Here is a 23892-nt window from a genome sequence, read left to right as displayed (position 1 = left end):
GTCATTGCTCCTTGGCTTCGTTGCGGCCCAAGTGGAACGCCGTGACGGCTGCGGCGAGCAGCAGCATCGAGGCGAGTTCGACCACCAGCAGGTACGGACCGAACAGGCTGATGCCCACGGCCTTGGCGTCTACGGTGGTATGGCCGATGGCTTCACCGGTCTGGTGGGAGAACAGCACGTACAGCAGTTCCACCAGCAGCAGCGCGGCGAGAAGGACCGGGCCGCCCCAGATACCGGGCTTGAGCCAGACGCGCTCTTGCTGAACCGAGGCCGGGCCAAGGTTCAGCATCATCACCACGAACACGAACAGCACCATGATGGCGCCAGCGTAGGCGATCACTTCCAGGACGCCGGCGAACGGCGCGCCGAGGGCGAAGAAGGTCATCGCCACGGCAATCAGCGAAATGATCAGGTAGAGCAGGGCGTGCACAGGGTTGGTGTTGGTGATCACGCGAAGCGTGGACACCACAGCGATACCCGATGCGAAATAGAAAGCGAATTCCATCTTTCTTCCTTAAGGCAGCAAGCTCTTCACGTTGATCGGCTGGGCTTCGTTCTGCGCGGAGCCTTTCGGCTTCCCGGCAATCGCCATACCTGCAACACGATAGAAGTTGTAATCAGGGTTTTTGCCGGGGCCGGAGATCAGCAGATCTTCTTTCTCGTAAACCAGGTCCTGACGTTTGAACTCGGCCATTTCGAAATCCGGTGTCAGCTGGATCGCGGTGGTCGGGCAGGCTTCCTCGCAGAGGCCGCAAAAAATGCAGCGCGAGAAGTTGATGCGGAAGAAGTCCGGGTACCAGCGACCGTCTTCGGTTTCAGCTTTCTGCAGCGAGATGCAACCGACCGGGCACGCCACGGCGCACAGGTTACAGGCTACACAACGCTCTTCGCCGTCGGGGTCGCGGGTCAGGACGATACGACCACGGTAGCGCGGCGGCAGGTAGACCGGTTCTTCCGGGTACTGCAGCGTGTCGCGCTTGCGGAAGGCGTGGCCGAAAATCATCACCAGGCTGCGAAGCTGGGTGAAGAAGCCATGCACGATGTCAAATATGTACTTCATGATTCTCTATCCTCACTGAGCCGCGACGGCGGGCGTGTTGAGCAACACGATCGCAGCGGTCACCAGCATGTTGACGAGGGTCAGCGGCAGGCAGAACTTCCAGCTGAAATCCATCACCTGGTCATACCGTGGGCGCGGAATCGAAGCGCGCAACAGGATGAACATCATGATGAAGAACGCGGTTTTCAGTGCGAACCAGATGAACGGGATCTGCGGCAGGATGCCGAACGGACCGTGCCAGCCACCGAAGAACAAGGTCACCAGCAGCGCCGAGATCAGCACGATGCCGATGTACTCGCCGACGAAGAACATGCCCCATTTCATGCCGGCGTATTCAATGTGGTAACCGTCTGCCAGTTCCTGTTCCGCTTCCGGCTGGTCGAACGGGTGACGGTGAGTCACGGCCACGCCAGCGATGAAGAAGGTCAGGAAGCCGAAGATCTGCGGAATGATGAACCACAGGTTCTGCGCTTGATATTCAACGATGTCGCGCATGTTGAACGAGCCGACCTGGATCACGATGCCCATCAGCGACAGGCCCATGAACACTTCGTACGACACGGTCTGCGCCGAGGCGCGCAAGCTGCCCAGCAGGGCGAACTTGTTGTTGCTCGACCAGCCGGCGAACAGCACCGCGTAGACCGACAGGCCAGCCATGGCGAAGAAGAACAGGATACCGATGTTGATGTCCGCCACGCCCCAGGTCGGGGTGATCGGGATGATCGCGAAGGCAATCAGCAGGGCGCTCATGGCGACTACCGGTGCCAGGGTGAAGATCATCTTATCGGCGAATGGAGGCGTCCAGTCTTCCTTGAAGAACATCTTGATCATGTCGGCGGCGATCTGGAACGCGCCGAACGGACCGACGCGGTTCGGACCGTAACGGTCCTGCCAGAGGGCGAGCAGACGACGCTCGACCCAACTCAGCAGGGCACCGCAAACCACCACGGCGAGCAGAATCACCACGGCCTTGAGGACCGTGATGATGATGTCGATCACTTCAGGAGTGAACCAGGTCATTGAGCTGCCTCCTGCAGACCGTCAACGGATTTGCCAAAGATTGCTGGCGGAATGCCGGCGATGCCCGCAGGCAGTGCCACCAGACCGGCGCCCAGATCTTCGTTGATGCGCAGCGGCAGACGCAAGGTCTGGCCAGCGACATTCAAGCTCAGCATCGCGCCGTCATTGACACCCAGGCGGTCGGCTTCGGACTTGGCCAGCGACACGTAGGCGGCCGGGATGCGTTCCTGAACCGGAGCGGCTTTCGAAGAGTTCTCTTCGCTGCCGAACAGGTGGAAGAACGGCACGACCTGCCAGGTGCCCTGGGCCGGGTTGAACGCGCGCGGAACACTGGCGAACCAGTTCAGCGAGTCACCGCTGCTTTCGATCAGGCGGGTGCCCGGGTCGCCAGCGCGGATGTGACCACCGACTTCGTCCTGGAACTTGTTCCAGGCTTGCGGCGAGTTCCAGCCCGGAGACCAGGCGAATGGCACTTGCTGACGCGGTTCGACCGAGCCCGAGTAACCTTCCATCGAGAAGTTGAACGCGGTGTCGTTGTCTTGCGGGGCACGCGGTTCGTGCACGTTGATGTCGGCGCGCATGGCGGTACGACCGGAGTAACGCAGCGGTTCGCGGGCCAGTTTCATGCCCTTGATGCGGAACGCGGCGGACGGTGCGGCATCGACGATGCGATTCAGGATCGAAGTGCTGGAAGCGACGGCGGCGGTGGCGTGGTCCAGTTGGGTCCAGTCGATCGGCTGGTTCAGCAGGGTCGCGCGCAGGGCATGCAGCCAGCGCCAGCCTTCGTGAACCAGGATGCTCGCGTCCATGTACTTCGGATCGAAGACCTGGAAGAAGCGCTGGGCGCGGCCTTCCTGGCTGACCAGGGTGCCGTCGCCTTCAGCGAAGCTGGCGGCTGGCAGAACCAGGTGCGCGCGATCGCTGGTGGCAGTCTTCTGATGGTCGGCGACGATCAGTACTTTGGCGGCGGTCAGGGCGGCATCGACCTTGGCCTTGTCGGTACGGGTATACAGATCGTTTTCCAGCACGACGATGGCGTCGGCACGGCCATCGATCACGGCTTGCAGCGCGGCGTCGACCGATTCGCCACCGAGCATGGCCAGGCCGAGGCTGTTGGCCTCTGGCACGATCAGGCTGATGGAACCGTTCTTCTCGCGCAGTTTCAACGCTTTGGCGATGTTCGCAGCAGCTTCGATCAACGCCTTGGAACCCAACGAGGTACCGGCAATGATCAGTGGACGCTTGGCAGCGAGCAGGGCGTCGGCAATGCGCTTGGCCAGTTCGAGTGCTTCAGCATCCAGGCCTTCAACGGCTGGAGCGCTGGCGTCGAGGGCGTGAGCCACGGCGAAACCGATGCGGGCCAGGTCGTCTGGAGCGGCGTGAACGCATTCTTCCGCGATGTCGTCGAGCTTGGTTTCAGCCAGGCTGGCGATGAACAGCGGGTTCAGCGCGTGCTGGCCGATGTTTTTCACCGCGGCGTCGAGCCAAGGCTGGACGCGCATGGCGTCGGCCATGTCTTCGGCCTTGCCCTTGACCGATTGACGCAGGGACAGCGCCATGCGCGCAGCAGTCTGGGTCAGGTCTTCACCGAGGACGAACACGGCGTCGTGGTCTTCGATGTCGCGCATGTTCGGTACTGGCAGCGGGCTGTCTTTGAGCACTTGCAGGACCAGGCGGATGCGCTCCAGCTCGGCAGCTTCGATACCGGAGTAGAAGTGCTCGGCACCGACCAGTTCACGCAACGCGTAGTTGCTTTCGAGGCTGGCGCGGGGCGAACCGATACCGACGATGTTGCGACCGCGCAGCAGGTCGGCGGCTTTATCCAGCGCTTCGTCGAGGCTCAGCTTGGTGCCGCCCGCCAGCTGCGGCTGGCGTGGGCGGTCTTCGCGGTTGACGTAGCCATAGCCGAAACGGCCACGGTCGCACAGGAAGTACTGGTTCACCGAACCGTTGAAACGGTTTTCGATACGACGCAGCTCGCCGTAACGCTCGCCCGGGGAGATGTTGCAACCGCTGGAGCAGCCATGGCAGATGCTCGGCGAGAACTGCATGTCCCATTTACGGTTGTAGCGCTCGGAGTGAGTCTTGTCGGTGAACACACCGGTCGGGCAGACCTCGGTGAGGTTGCCGGAGAACTCGCTTTCCAGGGTGCCGTCTTCAACGCGACCGAAGTACACGTTGTCGTGGGCGCCAAACACACCAAGATCGGTGCCGCCGGCGTAGTCCTTATAGAAGCGCACGCAGCGGTAGCAAGCGATGCAGCGGTTCATTTCGTGGGAAATGAACGGGCCCAGTTGCTGGTTCTGGTGGGTACGCTTGGTGAAGCGGTAACGGCGCTCGTTGTGGCCGGTCATTACCGTCATGTCTTGCAGGTGGCAGTGACCGCCTTCTTCACAGACTGGGCAGTCGTGAGGGTGGTTGGTCATCAGCCATTCGACAACACTGGCGCGGAAGGCCTTGGATTCTTCATCTTCGATGGAGATCCAGGTGTTGTCGGTGGCAGGGGTCATGCAGGACATCACGATACGACCACGGGTGTCGTTCTCGTCGGTGTACTGCTTCACCGCGCACTGGCGGCAAGCGCCAACGCTGCCAAGGGCAGGGTGCCAGCAGAAATAAGGGATATCGAGGCCTAGCGACAGACATGCCTGTAACAGGTTGTCTGCCCCATCGACTTCGAGCTCTTTGCCGTCTACGTGGATAGTGGCCATGGTTCAAAGTTCTTCGTTGGCCCGGTGTCAGCGGGCGTGGCTAATGGAATCTTGTTATCCGCGTGAATCAACACAGCCGTTAAAGGCGTCATCACACGAAAAGCGAAGGGCACGGACCCTTCGCTTTTTAAGCGTTTATGCGCCGACTACGATCGGCCTTGCCAGAGGCGGGACGGCGGCGCTGACTGGCGCGATACCGGCTTCGAACTCATGGCGGAAGTATTTGATTGCGCTGCCCAACGGCTCCACGGCGCCCGGTGCGTGAGCACAGAAGGTCTTGCCTGGGCCGAGGAAACCGACCAGACCCAGCAGGGTCTCGATGTCGCCTGGCTGGCCTTCACCGTTCTCGATGGCCATCAGGAGCTTGACGCTCCATGGCAAGCCATCGCGGCAAGGGGTGCAGAAGCCGCAGGATTCGCGGGCGAAGAACTGCTCCATGTTGCGCAGCAGGGACACCATGTTGACGCTGTCGTCCACCGCCATGGCCAGGCCGGTACCCATGCGGGTGCCCACTTTGGCGATGCCGCCGGCGTACATTTGTGCGTCCAGGTGTTCCGGCAACAGGAAACCGGTACCGGCGCCGCCAGGCTGCCAGGCCTTGAGCTTGTAACCGTCGCGCATGCCGCCAGCGTAGTCTTCGAACAGCTCGCGACCGGTGACGCCGAACGGCAGTTCCCACAGGCCCGGGTTCTTGACCTTGCCGGAGAAGCCCATGAGCTTGGTGCCCATGTCTTCGCTGCCTTCGCGAGCCAACGATTTGTACCAGTCCACGCCGTCGGCAATGATCGCCGGCACGTTGCACAGGGTTTCGACGTTATTCACGCAAGTCGGCTTGCCCCACACGCCAACGGCGGCAGGGAAGGGCGGCTTGGAGCGCGGGTTGGCGCGACGGCCTTCGAGGGAGTTGATCAGTGCGGTTTCTTCACCGCAGATATAACGCCCGGCGCCGGTGTGAACGAACAGCTCGAAATCAAAACCCGATCCCAGGATGTTCTTGCCCAGCAGGCCGGCTGCCTTGGCTTCTTCCACAGCACGGTTCAAGTGCTTGGCGGCGGTGGTGTATTCGCCACGCAGGAAGATGTAGCCACGGTAGGTTTTCAGTGCGCGGGCACTGATCAGCATGCCTTCGATCAGCAGATGGGGCAGTTGCTCCATCAGCATGCGGTCTTTCCAGGTGTTGGGCTCCATTTCATCCGCGTTGCACAGCAGGTAGCGGATGTTGATGGATTCGTCCTTGGGCATCAGGCCCCACTTCACGCCAGTGGGGAAGCCTGCACCGCCGCGGCCTTTGAGGCCGGAGTCTTTCACGGTCTGGACGATGTCGTCCTGGGCCATGTCGGCGAAGGCCTTGCGCGCAGCGGCGTAACCGTTCTTGGCCTGGTACTCGTCGAGCCATACGGCTTCGCCGTCGTCACGCAGACGCCAGGTGAGCGGGTGAGTCTCGGCCGAACGCTTGATGCGGTTGGCCGGACCGAAGGAAGTCAGGGTCATACGTAGCCCTCGAGCAATTTGGCAACGCCTGCAGGCTGCACATCACCGAAAGTGTCGTCGTCGATCATCAACGCCGGCGCCTTGTCGCAGTTGCCGAGGCAGCAGACCGGCAGCAGGGTGAAACGACCGTCGGCGGTGGTCTGACCCAGGCCGATGCCGAGCTTGCTCTGGATTTCGCTGACCACGGACTCGTGGCCGCCGATGTAGCAGACCATGCTGTCGCAGACGCGGATGATGTGACGGCCCACTGGCTGACGGAAGATCTGGCTGTAGAACGTCGCCACGCCTTCAACGTCGCTGGCCGGGATGCCGAGGATCTCGCCGATGGCGTACAAGGCGCCGTCCGGCACCCAGCCGCGTTCCTTCTGGACGATCTTCAGGGCTTCGATCGACGCCGCGCGCGGGTCTTCGTAGTGATGCAGCTCGTGCTCGATGGCCGAGCGCTCGGTTTCACTCAAGGTGAAACGGTCTGTCTGGATAAGCGTGCTGTTCATGCTTAGCGGTCCACGTCGGCCATAACGAAATCGATACTACCCAGGTACGCAATCAAGTCCGCGACCATGCTGCCTTTGATCACCGAAGGGATCTGCTGCAAGTGCGGGAAGCTTGGGGTACGAATCCGGGTGCGGTAGCTCATGGTGCCGCCATCGCTCGTCAGGTAATAACTGTTGATGCCCTTGGTCGCTTCGATCATCTGGAAGGATTCGTTGGCCGGCATGACCGGGCCCCACGAAACCTGCAGGAAGTGCGTGATCAAGGTTTCGATGTGCTGCAGGGTGCGCTCTTTCGGCGGCGGCGTGGTCAGCGGGTGATCCGCCTTGTACGGGCCTTCCGGCATGTTGCGCAGGCACTGGTCGATGATCCTGATGCTCTGGCGCATCTCCTCGACACGCACGATGCAGCGGTCGTAGGCATCGCCATTGGCGGCCAGCGGCACTTCGAATTCGAAGTTCTCGTAGCCCGAGTACGGACGCGCTTTACGCAAGTCGAAATCGCAACCGGTCGAACGCAGGCCAGCACCGGTGACGCCCCATTCCAGAGCCTCTTTGGTGTTGTAGTCGGCGACGCCGATGGTCCGGCCACGCAGGATGCTGTTGTCCAGGGCGGCTTTCTGGTATTCGTCCAGACGCTTTGGCATCCACTCGACGAAATCCTTGACCAGTTTTTCCCAGCCCCGCGGCAGGTCGTGGGCGACGCCACCGATGCGGTACCAGGCCGGGTGCAGACGGAAACCGGTAATGGCTTCGATCACCGTGTACGCGCGCTGGCGGTCGGTGAACGTGAAGAACACCGGGGTCATGGCGCCGACGTCCTGGATGTAGGTACCCAGGAACAGCAGGTGGCTGGTGATCCGGAAGAACTCGGCCATCATGATGCGGATGACGTCGACCTTCTCCGGCACCTTGATGCCGGCCAGCTTCTCGACCGAAAGCACGTACGGCAGGTTGTTCATCACGCCGCCGAGGTAGTCGATACGGTCGGTGTACGGGATGAAGCTGTGCCAGGACTGACGCTCGGCCATCTTCTCGGCACCACGGTGGTGGTAACCGACGTCCGGTACGCAGTCTACGATCTCTTCACCGTCCAGCTGCAGGATGATGCGGAACGCACCGTGCGCGGACGGGTGGTTCGGGCCGAGGTTGAGGAACATGTAGTCCTCGTTCGGACCGGAACGCTTCATGCCCCAGTCTTCCGGCTTGAAGCGCGCGGACTCTTCCTCAAGCTGTTGCTTGGCCAGGTTCAGGGTGAACGGGTCGAACTCGGTGGCACGGGCCGGAAAGTCCTTGCGCAGCGGGTGACCTTCCCAGGTCGGCGGCATCATGATGCGCGACAGGTGAGGGTGACCTTTGAAGTCGATGCCGAACATGTCCCAGACTTCACGCTCGTACCAGTTGGCGTTCGGCCAGATGCTGGTGACGGTCGGCAAGCTGAGGTCGCCCTCGGACAAGGCAACCTTGATCATTACGTCACTATTACGTTCGATCGACATCAAGTGATAGAACACGGAGAAGTCGACGCCGTTCGGCAGCCCTTGACGCTTGGTGCGCAGACGTTCGTCCACGCCGTGCAGGTCATAGAGCATGACGTACGGCTTGGGCAGGTTACGCAGGAAGGTCAGGACTTCGACGAGTTTGGCGCGGGCAACCCAAAGCACCGGCATGCCGGTGCGGGTCGGCTGGGCGGTGAACGCCTCCGGGCCAAAACGGTTGTTCAGTTCGACGACCACATCCTGGTCGTCTGCCTTGTAAGGCGGGATGTACAGAGCACTGCCTGTAGTCATGGTTATTTATCGCTTTCGGTCAACGTAAAGAATGAAGCCAGGTTCTCGTTCTATTTAAGAAGCAGATCTGGATCAGACTTCGTCGGGGCTGCGCAGGTTGGTGACTGCGATTCGCTGTTCGCGGCGCTTTTCCTTCTCGGAAGGCATCTCGGCGCGATAGACGCCTTGATCACCAACGACCCAGGAAAGCGGGCGACGCTCCTGTCCAATCGACTCCTGCAACAGCATCAAGCCTTGCAGGAAAGCCTCAGGGCGGGGCGGGCAGCCAGGCACGTAGACGTCCACGGGCAGGAACTTGTCCACCCCTTGAACGACGGAGTAGATGTCGTACATGCCACCGGAGTTGGCGCACGAACCCATGGAGATGACCCATTTAGGCTCGAGCATTTGCTCGTAGAGACGCTGAATGATCGGCGCCATCTTGATGAAGCAGGTACCGGCGATAACCATGAAATCCGCCTGACGCGGCGATGCCCGGATAACCTCGGCGCCAAAGCGCGCGATGTCGTGGGGCGCCGTGAAGGCGGTGGTCATTTCCACGTAGCAGCACGAAAGACCGAAGTTATACGGCCACAGGGAGTTCTTGCGCCCCCAGTTGATCGTGCCGTTAAGCACGTCTTCGAGCTTGCCCATGAAAATGTTTTTGTGGACTTGATCTTCTAACGGATCGGAAACGGTTTCCCGCTGGCCAATCGGATACTGCTCGTTAGGAGCATCGGGGTCGATCCTGGTGAGATTGTATTGCATTGCCAAAGCCTCATTGTTTCAGCTTCGCTTGCCGCTTGCGCCGAGCTTCCGGAGCCCAGTCAAGGGCGCCCACTCGGAATAGGTAGACAAGGCCTGCCAACAGAATTGCTATGAAAACGAGAGCTTCGACGAATCCGGTCCAGCCGCTTTCGCGGACGGACACAGACCATGCAAAGAGAAAGAGGGCTTCGATATCGAAGATCACGAACAACATCGCGACCAGATAGAATTTGGCTGAGAGCCGCAAGCGGGCGCCACCTGTAGGTAGCATGCCGGACTCGAACGGTTCGTTTTTGCTGCGGCCCCAGGCTTTTGACCCAAGGAGGCTGGAGACGCCCAGCATGAAGGCACAGAGGCCGACGACGCCTAGAAGGAAAATGGCAAAGCCCCAGTTGTGGGCCATGAGTCCTGTCGCTTCGGGCATGCTGGTAATCCTTAACAGAGAGCAAAGGTCTCTGAGCTTGAAAAGAAACAAAAGCAGTGACGATATGTCGCAGCAATCAATCCCGCTGATTTTATGGCTAAACACCCGGCAAGTAAAATTCCTATAGCGAAATTATTTATAGGAATAAGGACATAGCGCGCTTCAAAAGCCCCGCAGGCCTTGCGCCTTGGGCATTAGCCGGCATTTCGTCAATTATGTTTTGTAGGGAATGTAACGAACATAGTTGGCGCTAAATGATAATCAATATTGTTTGGCTTGGTTTTTAAACTGCTTATCCTTCGGATACTCCGGAAGTTGTCTTATATGGGCGTTACAGCAAGTAGCGGCGGAGAGCGTTTTAGCGGATTTTTCTGACGGTCGTAGCGCTCTGGATCAATGTTTTTCCAGGTCACCACCATCCCCTGTAGGAGCGAGCCTGCTCGTGATGGTGGTCAACGATGACGCTGGGGGCCTGAAACCCAGCGGCGTCCTCAGGTTCATCGCGAGCAGGCTCGCTCCTACAGAGGGGCGCTCATTGAATCGCAGGCAAAAAAACGCCCCGAACCAGTCGGGGCGTCAGAGGTGCAGCGCTGCGGTTAGCTTTCTATTCGGTCCGCAGCGGCTGATGTCTCAGGCGAAGCAGATCAGTGGAACTGTTCTTCTTCAGTCGAACCGGTCAGTGCGGTTACCGAGGACGAGCCACCCTGGATCACGGTGGTCATGTCGTCGAAGTAGCCGGTGCCCACTTCCTGCTGGTGCGCCACGAAGGTGTAACCCTTGGAGGCGTCAGCGAATTCCTGCTCTTGCAGCTTCACGTACGCAGTCATGTCGTTGCGGGCGTAGTCGTGCGCCAGGTTGAACATGCTGTGCCACATGTTGTGAATGCCGGCCAGGGTGATGAACTGGTGCTTGTAACCCATGGCGGACAGTTCGCGCTGGAACTTGGCGATGGTCGCGTCGTCCAGGTTTTTCTTCCAGTTGAAGGAAGGCGAGCAGTTGTACGACAGCAGTTGGTCCGGGTATTCCTTCTTGATCGCTTCAGCGAAGCGACGAGCCTCGTCCAGATCCGGCTTGGCGGTTTCGCACCAGATCAGGTCGGCGTACGGAGCGTAGGCCAGGCCACGAGCGATGGCTTGATCCAGGCCGGCGCGCACTTTGTAGAAGCCTTCCTGGGTACGTTCGCCAGTCACGAATGGCTGGTCGTACGGGTCGCAGTCGGACGTCAGCAGGTCAGCGGCGTTAGCGTCGGTACGGGCCAGGATGATGGTCGGAGTACCGGCAACGTCAGCAGCCAGGCGAGCAGCGGTCAGCTTCTGTACGGCTTCCTGGGTAGGAACCAGTACCTTGCCGCCCATGTGGCCGCATTTTTTTACGGAAGCCAGTTGGTCTTCGAAGTGAACGCCGGCGGCGCCTGCTTCGATCATGCTCTTCATCAGCTCGTAAGCGTTCAGTACGCCACCGAAACCGGCTTCGGCGTCAGCCACGATTGGCGCGAAGTAGTCGATGTAGCCGTCGTCGCCCGGGTTCTTGCCGGCTTTCCACTGGATCTGGTCGGCACGACGGAACGAGTTGTTGATGCGCTTGACCACGGTTGGAACCGAGTCCACCGGGTACAGCGACTGGTCCGGGTACATCGATTCGGCGGAGTTGTTGTCCGCAGCCACTTGCCAGCCAGACAGGTAGATCGCCTGGATGCCGGCCTTGACTTGTTGTACAGCCTGGCCGCCGGTCAGGGCGCCCATGCAGTTGACGAAATCTTTCTCAGGACGGAAGGCTGGCTTGGCACCCTGGGTCACCAGGTTCCACAGCTTCTCGGCGCCCATTTTTGCAAAGGTGTGCTCAGGTTGAACCGAGCCACGCAGGCGGACGACGTCAGCAGCGGAGTAAGTGCGTGTCACGCCTTTCCAGCGCGGGTTTTCAGCCCAGTCTTTTTCGAGGGCTGCAATTTGCTGTTCGCGTGTCAGTGCCATGGGAGATAAACCTCGTCGCGTCTTTATGAAAAGTTGTTCTGCGGTGGAAAATTCCTGCGCTCGCTGACCAGAAGCTTAAGCGGTCAAGTCGGATTCGGCGGGGAGGGCGACGGGATGAACGATCGGCTCGAGGGGAAGTGAGCAGGTAAAGGCGAACTGCGGGCGCATTCGGGCGTCGTGGGCCTTGGTGCGAACATCAGTGTGGTGCCGGGTTACCTATTACGCTTCCGTCCCTCGGGACAACTTCGTTCCAGTCGACAACCTCGTCAAACACACCTTGTGGGCGGTACAGACACGAAGCGGTTCGCGGGGTAGGTGCGAACATCGCCTCGAAGGCCCTTGCCAGGGCCTCTGATTAGCGGGAGCGAGGCCATCATGCCTTCGCTTTTTTGGCTCGTCAAACGTTTTGTAGTGCTTTTTTTCAGGCACTACATCTTTGGTCTAATACGACTCGTCAGTCAGTTTTTGGTGCTTTAGTCCAAGGTGTCGACTTTCACCCGCAAAGTCATGTCGTTGCGGCTCTGGGTCGAGTAGCTGCGGGTCAGGCCCTGTTTGTCGGCCTGAGTCTGGCCGTTGACCCCGGCCAGCAGGATCCACTCACCGAGGTGGCCGGTGACGGTTGTGTCGGTGCTTTGTACGTTCACTACATCGGGACGTTCCTGGCTCATGCGGTCACGGTTGGTACTGATCGACAGATGAACGATGTCGCCGGTGACGTTTGCGGTGACGTAGAAGCCCTGAGTGACGTTGCGGTATTCGGTCTGGCTGCGCAGGTCGCCGTAGGAATCGGTCTGCGAGCTGGTCAGTGGCACGCTCTGGCCGACCTGGATCAGCGCCGGCGTGCCTTCGCTGGCCTGCACCTGCTGAATGCCGCCGTCACGACTGTCGGTGGTGTAGTTGATGATGCGGGTCTGGCTTGGCTTGGCGCCGTTCAGCGAATAACCCTGGTCACCCTGGAAGTTGTTGTCGCTGGTGTCGACGGTGATCAGCAAGCGCTTGGGTGCGGTGTCGAGTTGGGAAAGAAGGGCTTTAAGTTCGTCGATCTTGCGTTGATCGGCGTTGGCGATCAATTGATTACCGTAGGCGCTGACCTGTCCGTCCTTGCCGACGAAATCCTGCGCCACCGGCAGCAGGTCGGCACTGGTGTGGTATTTGAGGGGGATGATTTCTGTGGCAGCCAGCACCGAAAAACTGCAGCCGAGCAGTAGGGTGGTGAGCAGGGTGCGTAGGGACATGTCCGTTATCTCCGCGTTCTAAAAGCTTGATATTGCCACTTTGTCGGCCCGGGGTTTGTAGGAGCGAGCTTGCTCGCGATGGGCGTGAACGATAATGCTGGAAGTCTGACACCCCCGCGGCGTTCTCAAGACCATCGCGAGCAGGCTCGCTCCTACAGTTTGTCGGCCCGGGGTGGGGTAAGTTGAATCGTAGACAGCAAAACGCCCCGGCATCTGGAGATGGCGGGGCGTTTTGTGGTGTTTCGTCGGGCCTCATCGCGAGCAAGCTCGCTCCCGCAGGGATCGATGGTGTTGCTGAAATCTTCAGCAACTCACAAATCCAATGTGGGAGCGAGCTTGCTCGCGATGGCGGCACCTGGGCCTTATGCCGAATGGCGAACCATGTCCACGTGCGGAATCCCGGCTTCCAGGAACTCCTCACTGACCATGTGAAAGCCCAGCCGCTCATAGAACGCCGTGGCTTGTACCTGGGCGCTGAGCATCTGCTGCTTCAGCCCGCGCTCTTCGGCTTCACCAATCACTGCGTGCATCAGCGCATCGCCGACTTTCAGGCCGCGCCAGTCCTTGAGTACCGATACCCGGCCGACGTGACCGTCAGGCAGCAGGCGGGCGGTGCCAATCGGGAAGTCGCCTTCGAGGGCGAGGAAATGCACGGCCGTTACATCATCGGCATCCCATTCCAGCTCGGGCGGAACGGATTGCTCGGCGACGAACACCGTCTCACGAATGCGCCGGATCTCGGCGTTGTCCTTCTGCCAGTCTGCGACACGTACGTGAATCTTATTCATCGGCAAACCCCAGGCTTCCTTGCTTGACCAGTTCGCACAGCAGCCCGCGACCGTCTTCGTCGCTCAGCCAGTCGCCAAGGTTGTCGGCGTGCAGCGCGTCGGCGGCGCAGATCATCTTCAACAATTCGCGCAGTTTGCCCGGCAGGTAACGGCTCTGGCCGCTGGCGAACAGCAGCAGGTCGTCATCGACTTCAGACCACGCCAGGCGTGCGCTCGGGTTGCGAATCAGGATCGCGCCTTGTTCCAGGGCGGACATGAAGTCCTCTTCTTCGACGTCTTCCGGGCCCACCACCAGTTCCGGGTAGCGTGGCTCGGTCATGAACTGGCCGAACCAGGTCAGCAGCAGGCGCTCGTCGCTCATGTGCTCGGCCAGCAGGCCTTTGAGGCGGTCGAGTGCGTCGCGCTGGATCTGGTGAGGGTCGGCGGCCGGCAAGGCGTCGGCGTCGGTGTAGCGTTCTTCGTCCGACAGGAACTGGCTGAGGAAGTCGGTGAAGTGGGTCAGCACTTCAGCGGCGCTCGGTGCGCGGAAACCGACCGAGTAGGTCATGCATTCATCAACGGCAACGCCGCAATGGGCCAGGCGCGGTGGCAGGTAGAGCATGTCGCCCGGCTCCAGCACCCATTCATCGGTGGCTTCGAATTCGGAGAGGATGCGCAGGTCGGCGTGGGCCAGCATCGGGCTCTCGGTGTTGCACATCTGGCCGATCTTCCAGTTGCGCTTGCCGTGGCCTTGCAGCAGGAACACGTCGTAGTTGTCGAAGTGCGGACCAACGCTGCCACCCGGTGCGGCGTAGCTGATCATCACGTCGTCGATGCGCCAGCTCGGCAGAAAGCGGAAGTTTTCCAGCAGTTCGCTGACTTCCGGGACGAACTGATCCACGGCTTGAACCAGCAGGGTCCAGTCAGTTTCAGGCAGCTTGCTGAATTCATCTTCGGCGAACGGGCCGCGACGCAGTTCCCACGGGCGCTCGCCATTCTCGATGATCAGTCGCGATTCGACTTCTTCTTCCAGCGCCAGGCCGGCCAGTTCGTCGGCGTCGATCGGGCTTTCGAAATCAGGAATGGCCTGACGGATCAGCAGCGGCTTTTTCTGCCAGTAGTCGCGCAGGAATTCCCGTGCCGTGATGCCGCCCAGAAGTTGAAGAGGAATATCAGGATTCATGTGTAACCTATTGAAAAAATGCACTTTTCAGACGGGAATAAAAACGCCCGGCGCGGCCGGGCGTCTTATAAAGGGTCTAGCGGTCGATCAGATGCGTTTGGCTTGTTCTACAGCGTTGCCGATGTAGTTCGCCGGGGTGAGCAATTTCAGCTCGGCCTTGGCGGCGGCTGGCATGTCCAGGCCGTCGATGAAAGTCTGCAGCGCTTCCGGGCTGATGCCCTTGCCGCGGGTCAGTTCTTTCAGCTTTTCGTACGGGTTTTCGATGTTGTAGCGACGCATCACGGTCTGGATCGGCTCGGCCAATACTTCCCAGCAGGCGTCCAGGTCGGCGGCAATCTTCTGCTCGTTGAGCTCAAGCTTGCTGATGCCCTTGAGGCTGGCTTCGTACGCGATCACGCTGTGGGCGAAGCCGACACCGAGGTTGCGCAGTACGGTGGAGTCGGTCAGGTCGCGCTGCCAGCGGGAGATCGGCAGTTTGCTCGCCAGGTGCTGGAACAGTGCGTTGGCGATACCCAGGTTGCCTTCGGAGTTTTCGAAGTCGATCGGGTTGACCTTGTGCGGCATGGTCGACGAACCGATTTCGCCAGCGATGGTGCGCTGTTTGAAATAACCCAGGGAGATGTAGCCCCAGATGTCGCGGTCGAAGTCGATCAGGATGGTGTTGAAGCGGGCGATCGCGTCGAACAGCTCGGCAATGTAGTCGTGCGGTTCGATCTGCGTGGTGTACGGGTTGAAGCCCAGGCCCAGCTCGTCTTCGATGAAGGCGCGGGCGTTGGCTTCCCAGTCGATCTCAGGGTAGGCCGACAGGTGGGCGTTGTAGTTGCCGACAGCGCCGTTGATCTTGCCCAGCAGCGGAACGGCAGCGACTTGAGCGATCTGGCGCTCCAGGCGGTAAACCACGTTCGCCAGCTCTTTGCCCAGGGTGGTCGGCGAGGCCGGCTGACCGTGGGTGCGCGACAGCATCGGCACGTCGGCGAAGCGGATGGCCAGTTCGCGGATGGCGTTGGCAGTCTGGCGCATCAGCGGCAGCATCACGTCATCACGGCCTTCGCGCAGCATCAGGGCGTGGGACAGGTTGTTGATGTCCTCGCTGGTGCAGGCAAAGTGGATGAATTCGCTGACCTTGGCCAGCTCCGGCAGCTTGGCCGCTTGCTCTTTGAGCAGGTACTCGATGGCCTTGACGTCGTGGTTGGTGGTGCGCTCGATCTCTTTGACGCGCTCTGCGTGCTCCAGAGAGAAGTTTTCCGCCAGGGTGTTGAGCACAGCGTTGGCTTCGGCGGAGAACGCCGGCACTTCACTGATGGCAGGGTGAGCGGCCAGGCGCTGGAGCCAGCGCACTTCAACCAGAACGCGGGCACGGATCAGGCCGTACTCGCTGAAAATTGGGCGCAGGGCCTGGGTTTTGCCGGCGTAGCGGCCGTCAACAGGGGAAACCGCAGTGAGCGAAGAAAGCTGCATGGGGTGTTCTCGGACAGTCGGGCAACGAAATGGGGCGCGTATCATACATGAAAAAATCCGCCGGTCCGTCGCCAACTGACCGGCGTATTACGCGTATTGCTGAGTTCGGTTCTGTCGATGCGGGTTATTCGTTACGCATCAAGGGGTAAAGCTCTTTGAGCAATTTGCGGCGGCTGATCACCAGTTGCCAGCGATGACCGCCCAATTGCCGCCACAGGCGTGCTGAGCGAATGCCGGCCAGCAGCAGGGCGCGAATTTTCGAGGCGTTGCTCGGTTGTTGCAGGTTGCGCATGTCGCCGTGCACCTGAATGCGCTGGCGCAGTGTGCTCAGGGTGTCCTGATACAGCGCGCCGCAGGCGGCGATCACGTTTTCGTGGGCCGGGCCGAAGTGTTCGACCTGGGACTGAATCTGCGGCAGGCGTTTGCCGATCACGTCGAGCATGTCCCCACGTTTGGCCAACTGACGCTCAAGGCCGAGCATGGCCAGGGCATAACGCAGTGGCTCGCGCTGCAGGGCACTTGGGTCGCGTTCGAGGGCGCCGATCAGCGCGCGGTAGCCTTCGCGCAGGTTGATGTCGTCGCCACCATAGACTTCCAGCGTGTCCTTGGGGTCGCGGATCAGCAGGCTGCCGAGCATGCAGCTCAGGCCGGCTTCGTTGGTCTGGCCGGTCTTGGCGATCCTGTCCACCAGCACCGCGGCGAGAAACACCCCGCCCAGTGCCGTCAGTTGCTCCTGAATCGGGTTCATAGGGCCTGGCCCTTGCTCGTCCACGGCTCGGCTACTTCAATCACGCCGCCGCCGAGGCAGATTTCACCGTCATAGAACACCACGGACTGGCCCGGAGTGACCGCGCGTTGCGGATCATCGAAGGTCGCGCGATAACCGGTGGCGGTTTTTTCCAGGGTGCACGGCTGGTCGCTCTGGCGATAACGCACCTTGGCGGTCAGTTTGCGCGGCTCGGTCAAATCGATCGGGTTGACCCAATAGATGTCCGAGGCGAGCAGGGCGCGGGAGAACAGGTAAGGGTGATCATTGCCCTGGCCAACGATCAGTTCGTTGTGTTCCAGGTCTTTGATCAGCACATACCACGGCTCGTCGCCGGCGTCTTTCAGGCCGCCGATGCCCAAACCCTGACGCTGGCCGATGGTGTGGTACATCAAGCCGTGGTGACGACCGATGACTTCGCCTTCGGTGGTCTTGATCTCGCCTGGCTGGGCCGGCAGGTATTGCTTGAGGAAGTCGCTGAAGCGGCGTTCGCCGATAAAGCAGATCCCGGTGGAATCCTTTTTCTTCGCGGTCGCCAGTTCGTACTTCTCGGCAATGGCGCGCACTTGCGGTTTTTCCAGCTCGCCGACCGGGAACAGGGTCTTGGCTATCTGTTCGCCACCGACGGCGTGCAGGAAGTAGCTCTGGTCCTTGTTCGGGTCCAGGCCCTTGAGCAGTTCGGTGCGACCATCGATGTCGCGACGACGCACGTAGTGGCCGGTGGCGATCAGGTCGGCGTCAAGCATCATGGCGTAGTCGAGGAACGCCTTGAACTTGATTTCGCGGTTGCACAGGATGTCCGGGTTCGGCGTGCGTCCGGCCTTGTATTCGGCCAGGAAATGCTCGAACACGTTGTCCCAGTACTCGGCGGCGAAGTTGGCGGTGTGCAGCTTGATGCCAATCTTGTCGCACACGGCCTGGGCGTCCGCCAGGTCATCCATGGCGGTGCAGTATTCCGTTCCATCGTCTTCTTCCCAGTTCTTCATGAACAGGCCTTCCACCTCATAACCCTGCTCGATCAGCAGGAGGGCGGAAACGGAAGAGTCCACGCCGCCGGACATGCCGACAATGACGCGCTTCTTTTGTGTGTCAGAAGGGGCTGGATCACGCATAGGGATTCAATGAGTGTCTTGAAAAAGGACGCGATTCTAGCAGGCTCAGGCTCGCAAGGCTAAAGAGAAGGACGGATCAATTCGAGGCCGAAGTGTTGGCCTGCCAGATAGTCGTCGATGCAGCGGATGATCAGCTCGCTGCGCCAGTTGTCGCGCTGCTCGATTAATTCCTCACGGGTCAACCACTTGGCGCCGACGATGCCGTCATCCAGTTGATAATCCGCGTGGTGTTTCAGTGGTTTGGCGATGAAGCAGACCCGCTGGTAGGTCACGCCATTGCTCGGGGCGGTGTAGAGGTAAATGCCCAGTACGCCGGTCGGTTCGACGTCCCAACCGGTTTCCTCGAGGGTTTCGCGCGCGGCGGCTTCGGTCAGGGTTTCGTTCGGGTCCAGATGGCCGGCGGGCTGATTGAGCACCACGCGTCCGTGCTTGAGTTCCTCGACCATCAGGAAGCGGCCGTTGTCTTCGACGATGGTGGCGACGGTGATGTGGGGTTTCCAGTCCATAAAACTTCCTCAGTTTTGAATGTTGAAACACTATCCCTGTGGGAGCGAGCTTGCTCGCGATGGCGGCGAGTCAGTCACCAGAGGTGTTGGATGATATACCGCTATCGCGAGCAAGCTCGCTCCCACAGGGGTTGTATGTTTATTCGGTATTGTGTGAGGTCCGGAAAACACAAACCCCGGCACAGGGCCGGGGTTTGTGATGTTCCCTTACAACCTTAAACCAGTGCAGCGACAGCCGCGTTGAAGGTTGCGCTTGGGCGCATGGCTTTGCTGATCAGCTCGGCGTCGGCGTGGTAGTAACCGCCGATGTCCACCGGCTTGCCCTGAACGGCGTTGAGTTCGGCAACGATGGTCGCCTCGTTCTCGGTCAGGGTCTTGGCCAGGGTCGCGAACTGCGCTTGCAGTGCAGCGTCTTCGGTCTGGGCAGCCAGGGCCTGAGCCCAGTACAGCGCCAGATAGAAGTGGCTGCCGCGGTTGTCGATATTGCCGACTTTGCGCGATGGCGACTTGTTGTTGTCCAGGAACTGGCCGGTGGCCTGGTCCAGGGTCTTGGCCAGAACCAGCGCCTTGGGGTTGTTGTAGGTCACGCCCAGGTGTTCCAGGGACGCGGCCAGGGCCAGGAATTCACCCAGCGAATCCCAGCGCAGGAAGTTTTCTTCCAGCAGTTGCTGAACGTGCTTCGGAGCCGAACCGCCGGCGCCGGTTTCAAACAGGCCACCGCCGTTCATCAGCGGCACGATCGACAGCATCTTGGCGCTGGTGCCCAGTTCCATGATCGGGAACAGGTCGGTCAGGTAGTCGCGCAGTACGTTGCCGGTTACCGAGATGGTGTCCTTGCCGGCGCGGGTGCGCTGCAGGGTGGACTTCATCGCGTCGACCGGTGCCATGATCTGGATGTCCAGGCCGGCAGTGTCGTGATCCTTCAGGTAAGCCTGAACTTTCTCGATCACTACGCCGTCGTGGGCGCGCATCGGGTCCAGCCAGAAGATCGCCGGGGTGCTGCTGGCGCGAGCACGGTTGACGGCCAGTTTGACCCAGTCCTGGATCGGCGCGTCTTTGGTCTGGCACATGCGGAAGATATCGCCGGCTTCAACAGCCTGTTCCATCAGCAGGTTGCCCTTGCTGTCGGTGACGCGAACAACACCGTCAGCCTTGATCTGGAAAGTCTTGTCGTGAGAACCGTACTCTTCGGCTTTCTTCGCCATCAGGCCAACGTTCGGCACGCTGCCCATGGTGGTCGGATCGAACGCACCGTTGGCTTTGCAATCTTCGATCACGGCCTGGTAGATGGTGGCGTAGCAGCGATCCGGGATCACGGCTTTGGTGTCGTGCAACTGGCCGTCGGTGCCCCACATCTTGCCGGAGTCACGGATCATTGCCGGCATCGAGGCGTCGACGATCACGTCGCTCGGCACGTGCAGGTTGGTGATGCCTTTGTCGGAGTTGACCATCGCCAGGGAAGGGCGAACGGCGTAGACCGCCTGGATGTCAGCTTCGATCTGCGCTTGCTGCTCGGCAGGCAAAGCCTTGATGCGAGCGTACAGGTCGCCGATGCCGTTGTTCAGGTTGAAGCCGATCTGTGCCAGCACGTCAGCGTGCTTGGCCAGTGCGTCTTTATAGAACTCGGCAACGATCTGGCCGAACATGATCGGGTCGGAGACCTTCATCATGGTGGCTTTCAAGTGAACCGACAGCAGCACGCCTTGTGCCTTGGCGTCTTCGATTTCAGCCGCGATGAAGCTGCGCAGGGCGTTTTTGCTCAGTACCGCGCAATCGAGGATCTCACCGGCTTGTACGCTGGTCTTTTCTTTCAGGACGGTCGCGGTGCCGTCTTGGGCGATCAGTTCGATCTTCACGGCGTCAGCGGCGTCGATCAGGGCGGCTTTTTCGCTGCCGTAGAAATCGCCGGTGCTCATGTGCGCGATGTGGGACTTGGAGTCCTTGGCCCACGCGCCCATTTTGTGCGGGTGCTTGCGTGCGTAGTTCTTGACCGACAACGGCGCGCGGCGGTCGGAGTTGCCTTCGCGCAGGACCGGGTTCACGGCGCTGCCCTTGATCTTGTCGTAACGCGCCTTGGCTTCCTTGTCGGCGTCGCAGGTCACGGTTTCCGGGTAGTCCGGCAGTGCGTAGCCCTGGGCTTGCAGCTCTTTGATCGCGGCTTGCAGTTGCGGAACCGAGGCGCTGATGTTCGGCAATTTGATGATGTTGGCTTCAGGCGTAACGGCCAGGGCGCCCAGTTCGGCGAGGTGGTCGGCTACGGCTTTGTCACCCAGTTGCTCGGGGAAGCTGGCCAGGATGCGCCCTGCAAGAGAGATATCGCGGGTTTCAACGGCGATATCAGCCGAGGCGGTGAACGCCTCTACGATAGGCAACAGTGAATAGGTGGCGAGGGCAGGAGCTTCGTCGGTGAAGGTATAGATGATCTTCGAGCGGGTGGGCATATTCGGATTAACTCTCTCTTCTTTGCTAAAGCGTGCGCAGAAACTCGAGGGCGCCGGGTAAGCGCGTTCGTTCAAAGTCATCCATGAGCCGAATATCGAGGTTTCGTTGCTGTGATGTTGGGTGCATCAGTAGGGCGTCAAGTAGCCGGACTGCGATAACAGGCCGGCTTGCCGGGCGGAAAGTCTCATCGTAGAGCACTTCAGCCGTCGTGACCCTGTGGTCAGCGGGCGGCATTATACATAGGTAGCTGGCAATCTGCCGATGGTTCATATGCAACGAATGTCGTCCATTGGTCTAAAGGTCGCAGGGGCGAGCAGGGCGTAAGGTCACTCGTCGTGCTTGGTTTTGGCGCTTTTCCCTTTGCTTTCAGGCTTGTAGCGCGCGAGTTGCAAGGCTTTGCGCCAGATCGATGGAACATAGGGTTTGCGCGCCGATTCAACTGGGTTACGCTCGAACCAAGCCAGATGTTCAATCCAATCAATGGAGTTCAGCATGGGTTACAAGAAGATTCAGGTTCCAGCCGTCGGCGACAAAATCACCGTCAATGCAGACCATTCTCTCAATGTTCCTAATAACCCGATCATCCCCTTCATCGAAGGTGACGGCATTGGTGTCGACATCAGCCCGGTCATGATCAAGGTTGTCGATGCTGCTGTTAAGAAGGCCTACGGTGGCGAACGCAAGATTTCCTGGATGGAGGTGTACGCCGGGGAGAAAGCGACTCAGGTTTACGATCAGGACACCTGGCTGCCTCAGGAAACCCTGGACGCGGTCAAGGATTACGTGGTTTCCATCAAGGGCCCGCTGACCACCCCGGTCGGTGGCGGCATCCGTTCCCTGAACGTAGCCCTGCGTCAGCAGCTCGACCTGTACGTCTGCCTGCGCCCGGTGCGCTGGTTCGAAGGCGTGCCTAGCCCGGTCAAGAAGCCAGGCGATGTCGACATGACCATCTTCCGCGAGAACTCCGAAGACATCTACGCGGGCATTGAGTGGAAGGCCGGTACGCCGGAAGCCACCAAGGTCATCAAGTTCCTGAAAGAAGAAATGGGCGTTACCAAGATCCGTTTTGACGAGAACTGCGGTATCGGCGTCAAGCCGGTGTCCCTGCAGGGCACCAAGCGTCTGGCGCGCAAGGCCCTGCAATATGTGGTCGACAACGATCGCGATTCGCTGACCATTGTGCACAAAGGCAACATCATGAAGTTCACCGAGGGTGCCTTCAAGGAGTGGGCCTACGAAGTGGCGGCTGAAGAGTTCGGCGCAACCCTGCTCGACGGCGGTCCGTGGATGCAGTTCAAGAACCCGAAAACCGGCAAGAACGTCGTCGTCAAGGATGCCATCGCCGACGCTATGCTCCAGCAGATCCTGCTGCGCCCGGCCGAGTACGATGTGATCGCGACCCTGAACCTGAACGGCGACTACCTCTCCGACGCCCTGGCGGCGGAAGTGGGCGGTATCGGTATTGCGCCGGGTGCCAACCTGTCCGACACCGTCGCCATGTTCGAAGCCACCCACGGTACGGCGCCGAAGTACGCCGGCAAGGACCAGGTCAACCCGGGGTCGTTGATCCTGTCGGCTGAAATGATGCTGCGCCACATGGGCTGGACCGAAGCGGCCGACCTGATCATCAAGGGCACCAACGGCGCGATTTCCGCCAAGACCGTGACCTATGACTTCGAGCGTCTGATGGAAGGCGCCAAACTGGTGTCGTCTTCCGGCTTCGGTGATGCGCTGATCTCGCACATGTAAGAAAACGCAGGCACACAAAAACCGCCTGATTCAAGTAGATGAGTCAGGCGGTTTTTTTATGGCGCTATGACGGTGTGGACTTACACTGTAACGGTCTGTTGCGGGGCGGATGCCGTCGCTTTCGAAGCGCCCACCGGGCTGCCGATGTTGACCGCGTGCAGGCCTTTGGGGCCCTGGATGATGTCGAATACGACAGCTTGCCCGGCTTTCAGGGTTTTATAACCTTCCATCTGGATGGCGGAGTAGTGGGCAAACAGGTCTTCTGTCTTGCCGTCCTCATTGATGAAACCGTAACCCTTGGCATTGTTGAACCATTTGACCTTGCCGCTGACCTTGCCGCCTGACATACCCAACTCCCTCTGCAACACACTCCATCACTGGAGTATCATCCAGTACATCCGCAGTCGAATCTGTAAATAAGATTGACTCCGCGGACCTTTTTTACCCACTGTGGGCTCTATTGGTTGTAACACCGTTTTGCCGATAGTCAAGCTGACCCGGCAGTCGGAGTTGAAATCGCTGATAGCCGCCCCCACCACTGTATTTGAACAACTGACGAACCTTTCTTTCCATGCATGCAATCAGCCAGATTCGACTAACATTCAATCAGGATCGCCCGACTCTCCAGAAGGATCGCCCGGAGGAACACGACGACGATTCCGCAGGCATTGCTGTTCAGGAGGCCAAGCCTGCTTTACAGGCGCCGCCGATGTACAAGGTGGTTTTGTTCAATGATGACTACACACCGATGGATTTCGTCGTCGAAGTGCTCGAGGTGTTTTTTAACCTGAATCGCGAGCTGGCGACCAAGGTCATGCTGGCCGTCCACACAGAAGGACGGGCAGTATGTGGAGTGTTTACCCGCGACATCGCCGAGACCAAGGCCATGCAGGTCAACCAGTACGCCAGGGAAAGCCAGCATCCGCTACTCTGTGAAATCGAGAAGGACGGTTAATCGCCGGACACTTGG

22 protein-coding genes are annotated in these 23892 nt (G+C 59.9%); 2 read left to right on the top strand and 20 right to left on the bottom strand.

What is annotated here, in order from left to right; genetic code table 11:
• Position 1: 1 nt before the first annotated feature.
• From nuoJ to PSJE_RS31350, 19 genes are all read right to left on the bottom strand, one after another.
• A complete protein-coding gene (gene nuoJ / locus PSJE_RS23525) occupies positions 2-505 on the bottom strand; it encodes an NADH-quinone oxidoreductase subunit J (RefSeq protein ID WP_053161453.1) in 504 nt (167 codons plus the stop codon).
• A gap of 9 nt (positions 506-514) precedes the next feature.
• Positions 515-1060, bottom strand: coding sequence for an NADH-quinone oxidoreductase subunit NuoI (gene nuoI / locus PSJE_RS23520; RefSeq protein ID WP_191622226.1), 546 nt, complete (start codon positions 1058-1060; stop codon positions 515-517).
• A 12-nt stretch (positions 1061-1072) separates the two neighbouring features.
• Complete coding sequence (gene nuoH, locus PSJE_RS23515) at positions 1073-2080, bottom strand: NADH-quinone oxidoreductase subunit NuoH (RefSeq protein ID WP_090456620.1); 1008 nt, start codon at positions 2078-2080, stop codon at positions 1073-1075.
• A complete protein-coding gene (gene nuoG, locus PSJE_RS23510) occupies positions 2077-4791 on the bottom strand; it encodes an NADH-quinone oxidoreductase subunit NuoG (RefSeq protein WP_090456619.1) in 2715 nt (904 codons plus the stop codon). Before nuoG ends, nuoH begins: the two co-directional genes overlap by 4 nt.
• A 135-nt stretch (positions 4792-4926) precedes the next feature.
• The gene (gene nuoF, locus PSJE_RS23505) at positions 4927-6282 is read right to left on the bottom strand and encodes an NADH-quinone oxidoreductase subunit NuoF (protein WP_057714158.1); all 1356 of its coding nucleotides are present in this window, start codon (positions 6280-6282) and stop codon (positions 4927-4929) included.
• Positions 6279-6776 carry an NADH-quinone oxidoreductase subunit NuoE gene (nuoE, locus tag PSJE_RS23500; protein ID WP_008020715.1) on the bottom strand — a complete coding sequence of 166 codons (498 nt, stop codon included), beginning with the start codon at positions 6774-6776 and terminating at the stop codon, positions 6279-6281. Before nuoE ends, nuoF begins: the two co-directional genes overlap by 4 nt.
• 2 nt (positions 6777-6778) lie before the next feature.
• Positions 6779-8563 carry an NADH-quinone oxidoreductase subunit C/D gene (gene nuoC, locus PSJE_RS23495; protein ID WP_057714159.1) on the bottom strand — a complete coding sequence of 595 codons (1785 nt, stop codon included), beginning with the start codon at positions 8561-8563 and terminating at the stop codon, positions 6779-6781.
• A gap of 72 nt (positions 8564-8635) precedes the next feature.
• Positions 8636-9310: a NuoB/complex I 20 kDa subunit family protein gene (locus tag PSJE_RS23490; protein WP_046037844.1), complete on the bottom strand. Its 675-nt coding sequence runs from the start codon at positions 9308-9310 to the stop codon at positions 8636-8638.
• A gap of 10 nt (positions 9311-9320) precedes the next feature.
• The gene (locus PSJE_RS23485; protein ID WP_003223812.1) at positions 9321-9734 is read right to left on the bottom strand and encodes an NADH-quinone oxidoreductase subunit A; all 414 of its coding nucleotides are present in this window, start codon (positions 9732-9734) and stop codon (positions 9321-9323) included.
• 644 nt (positions 9735-10378) lie between these two features.
• On the bottom strand, positions 10379-11704 hold the full coding sequence (gene aceA / locus PSJE_RS23480) for an isocitrate lyase (RefSeq protein WP_034146910.1): 1326 nt from the start codon (positions 11702-11704) through the stop codon (positions 10379-10381).
• A 473-nt stretch (positions 11705-12177) separates the two neighbouring features.
• Positions 12178-12939 carry a secretin N-terminal domain-containing protein gene (locus PSJE_RS23475; protein ID WP_090456617.1) on the bottom strand — a complete coding sequence of 254 codons (762 nt, stop codon included), beginning with the start codon at positions 12937-12939 and terminating at the stop codon, positions 12178-12180.
• A gap of 362 nt (positions 12940-13301) precedes the next feature.
• Positions 13302-13727: a GNAT family N-acetyltransferase gene (locus PSJE_RS23470; protein ID WP_057714161.1), complete on the bottom strand. Its 426-nt coding sequence runs from the start codon at positions 13725-13727 to the stop codon at positions 13302-13304.
• Positions 13720-14889, bottom strand: a complete 1170-nt coding sequence (locus PSJE_RS23465) for a ribosomal protein uL16 3-hydroxylase (protein ID WP_057714162.1) — start codon at positions 14887-14889, stop codon at positions 13720-13722. The genes PSJE_RS23470 and PSJE_RS23465 overlap by 8 nt, the downstream gene beginning before the upstream one ends.
• Positions 14890-14976: 87 nt before the next feature.
• Complete coding sequence (purB, locus tag PSJE_RS23460; RefSeq protein ID WP_007972090.1) at positions 14977-16347, bottom strand: adenylosuccinate lyase; 1371 nt, start codon at positions 16345-16347, stop codon at positions 14977-14979.
• A 124-nt stretch (positions 16348-16471) separates the two neighbouring features.
• Positions 16472-17095 carry a high frequency lysogenization protein HflD gene (gene hflD / locus PSJE_RS23455; RefSeq protein WP_057714163.1) on the bottom strand — a complete coding sequence of 208 codons (624 nt, stop codon included), beginning with the start codon at positions 17093-17095 and terminating at the stop codon, positions 16472-16474.
• Positions 17092-18225: a tRNA 2-thiouridine(34) synthase MnmA gene (gene mnmA, locus PSJE_RS23450; protein ID WP_090456615.1), complete on the bottom strand. Its 1134-nt coding sequence runs from the start codon at positions 18223-18225 to the stop codon at positions 17092-17094. Before mnmA ends, hflD begins: the two co-directional genes overlap by 4 nt.
• 59 nt (positions 18226-18284) lie before the next feature.
• Entirely contained in the window at positions 18285-18731 is a 447-nt protein-coding gene (locus PSJE_RS23445) for an NUDIX hydrolase (protein ID WP_090456613.1), read from the bottom strand.
• A 215-nt stretch (positions 18732-18946) separates the two neighbouring features.
• The gene (locus PSJE_RS23440; RefSeq protein ID WP_090456611.1) at positions 18947-21172 is read right to left on the bottom strand and encodes an NADP-dependent isocitrate dehydrogenase; all 2226 of its coding nucleotides are present in this window, start codon (positions 21170-21172) and stop codon (positions 18947-18949) included.
• A 327-nt stretch (positions 21173-21499) separates the two neighbouring features.
• Positions 21500-21667, bottom strand: a complete 168-nt coding sequence (locus tag PSJE_RS31350; protein ID WP_167362871.1) for a hypothetical protein — start codon at positions 21665-21667, stop codon at positions 21500-21502.
• Here PSJE_RS31350 and icd point away from each other — a divergent pair.
• A complete protein-coding gene (icd, locus tag PSJE_RS23430) occupies positions 21666-22922 on the top strand; it encodes an NADP-dependent isocitrate dehydrogenase (RefSeq protein WP_057399856.1) in 1257 nt (418 codons plus the stop codon). The two genes, PSJE_RS31350 and icd, sit on opposite strands and share 2 nt — an antisense overlap.
• Before the next feature lie 80 nt (positions 22923-23002).
• Here the strand turns inward: icd and cspD are convergent, their stop codons facing one another.
• Entirely contained in the window at positions 23003-23269 is a 267-nt protein-coding gene (gene cspD / locus PSJE_RS23425; RefSeq protein ID WP_057714167.1) for a cold shock domain-containing protein CspD, read from the bottom strand.
• A 224-nt stretch (positions 23270-23493) separates the two neighbouring features.
• On the opposite strand from cspD, the gene clpS reads away from it, so the two are divergent.
• Positions 23494-23877, top strand: a complete 384-nt coding sequence (gene clpS, locus PSJE_RS23420) for an ATP-dependent Clp protease adapter ClpS (protein ID WP_020799529.1) — start codon at positions 23494-23496, stop codon at positions 23875-23877.
• The last annotated feature ends 15 nt before the right edge of the window (positions 23878-23892 follow it).

It is taken from the genome of Pseudomonas jessenii (assembly GCF_002236115.1).
Taxonomy (GTDB): Bacteria; Pseudomonadota; Gammaproteobacteria; order Pseudomonadales; family Pseudomonadaceae; genus Aquipseudomonas; species Aquipseudomonas jessenii.
Note: the sequence above shows the minus strand (reverse complement) of the source record. Positions and strands in the feature narration are given on the sequence as shown.

What these genes read in the sequence shown, in the direction of transcription:
- nuoJ (WP_053161453.1), bottom strand. Translation starts at nt 505, where the DNA reads ATGGAATTCGCTTTCTATTTCGCATCGGGTATCGCTGTGGTGTCCACG.
- nuoI (WP_191622226.1), bottom strand. Translation starts at nt 1,060, where the DNA reads ATGAAGTACATATTTGACATCGTGCATGGCTTCTTCACCCAGCTTCGC.
- nuoH (WP_090456620.1), bottom strand. Translation starts at nt 2,080, where the DNA reads ATGACCTGGTTCACTCCTGAAGTGATCGACATCATCATCACGGTCCTC.
- nuoG (WP_090456619.1), bottom strand. Translation starts at nt 4,791, where the DNA reads ATGGCCACTATCCACGTAGACGGCAAAGAGCTCGAAGTCGATGGGGCA.
- nuoF (WP_057714158.1), bottom strand. Translation starts at nt 6,282, where the DNA reads ATGACCCTGACTTCCTTCGGTCCGGCCAACCGCATCAAGCGTTCGGCC.
- nuoE (WP_008020715.1), bottom strand. Translation starts at nt 6,776, where the DNA reads ATGAACAGCACGCTTATCCAGACAGACCGTTTCACCTTGAGTGAAACC.
- nuoC (WP_057714159.1), bottom strand. Translation starts at nt 8,563, where the DNA reads ATGACTACAGGCAGTGCTCTGTACATCCCGCCTTACAAGGCAGACGAC.
- PSJE_RS23490 (WP_046037844.1), bottom strand. Translation starts at nt 9,310, where the DNA reads ATGCAATACAATCTCACCAGGATCGACCCCGATGCTCCTAACGAGCAG.
- PSJE_RS23485 (WP_003223812.1), bottom strand. Translation starts at nt 9,734, where the DNA reads ATGCCCGAAGCGACAGGACTCATGGCCCACAACTGGGGCTTTGCCATT.
- aceA (WP_034146910.1), bottom strand. Translation starts at nt 11,704, where the DNA reads ATGGCACTGACACGCGAACAGCAAATTGCAGCCCTCGAAAAAGACTGG.
- PSJE_RS23475 (WP_090456617.1), bottom strand. Translation starts at nt 12,939, where the DNA reads ATGTCCCTACGCACCCTGCTCACCACCCTACTGCTCGGCTGCAGTTTT.
- PSJE_RS23470 (WP_057714161.1), bottom strand. Translation starts at nt 13,727, where the DNA reads ATGAATAAGATTCACGTACGTGTCGCAGACTGGCAGAAGGACAACGCC.
- PSJE_RS23465 (WP_057714162.1), bottom strand. Translation starts at nt 14,889, where the DNA reads ATGAATCCTGATATTCCTCTTCAACTTCTGGGCGGCATCACGGCACGG.
- purB (WP_007972090.1), bottom strand. Translation starts at nt 16,347, where the DNA reads ATGCAGCTTTCTTCGCTCACTGCGGTTTCCCCTGTTGACGGCCGCTAC.
- hflD (WP_057714163.1), bottom strand. Translation starts at nt 17,095, where the DNA reads ATGAACCCGATTCAGGAGCAACTGACGGCACTGGGCGGGGTGTTTCTC.
- mnmA (WP_090456615.1), bottom strand. Translation starts at nt 18,225, where the DNA reads ATGCGTGATCCAGCCCCTTCTGACACACAAAAGAAGCGCGTCATTGTC.
- PSJE_RS23445 (WP_090456613.1), bottom strand. Translation starts at nt 18,731, where the DNA reads ATGGACTGGAAACCCCACATCACCGTCGCCACCATCGTCGAAGACAAC.
- PSJE_RS23440 (WP_090456611.1), bottom strand. Translation starts at nt 21,172, where the DNA reads ATGCCCACCCGCTCGAAGATCATCTATACCTTCACCGACGAAGCTCCT.
- icd (WP_057399856.1), top strand. Translation starts at nt 21,666, where the DNA reads ATGGGTTACAAGAAGATTCAGGTTCCAGCCGTCGGCGACAAAATCACC.
- PSJE_RS31350 (WP_167362871.1), bottom strand. Translation starts at nt 21,667, where the DNA reads ATGCTGAACTCCATTGATTGGATTGAACATCTGGCTTGGTTCGAGCGT.
- cspD (WP_057714167.1), bottom strand. Translation starts at nt 23,269, where the DNA reads ATGTCAGGCGGCAAGGTCAGCGGCAAGGTCAAATGGTTCAACAATGCC.
- clpS (WP_020799529.1), top strand. Translation starts at nt 23,494, where the DNA reads ATGCATGCAATCAGCCAGATTCGACTAACATTCAATCAGGATCGCCCG.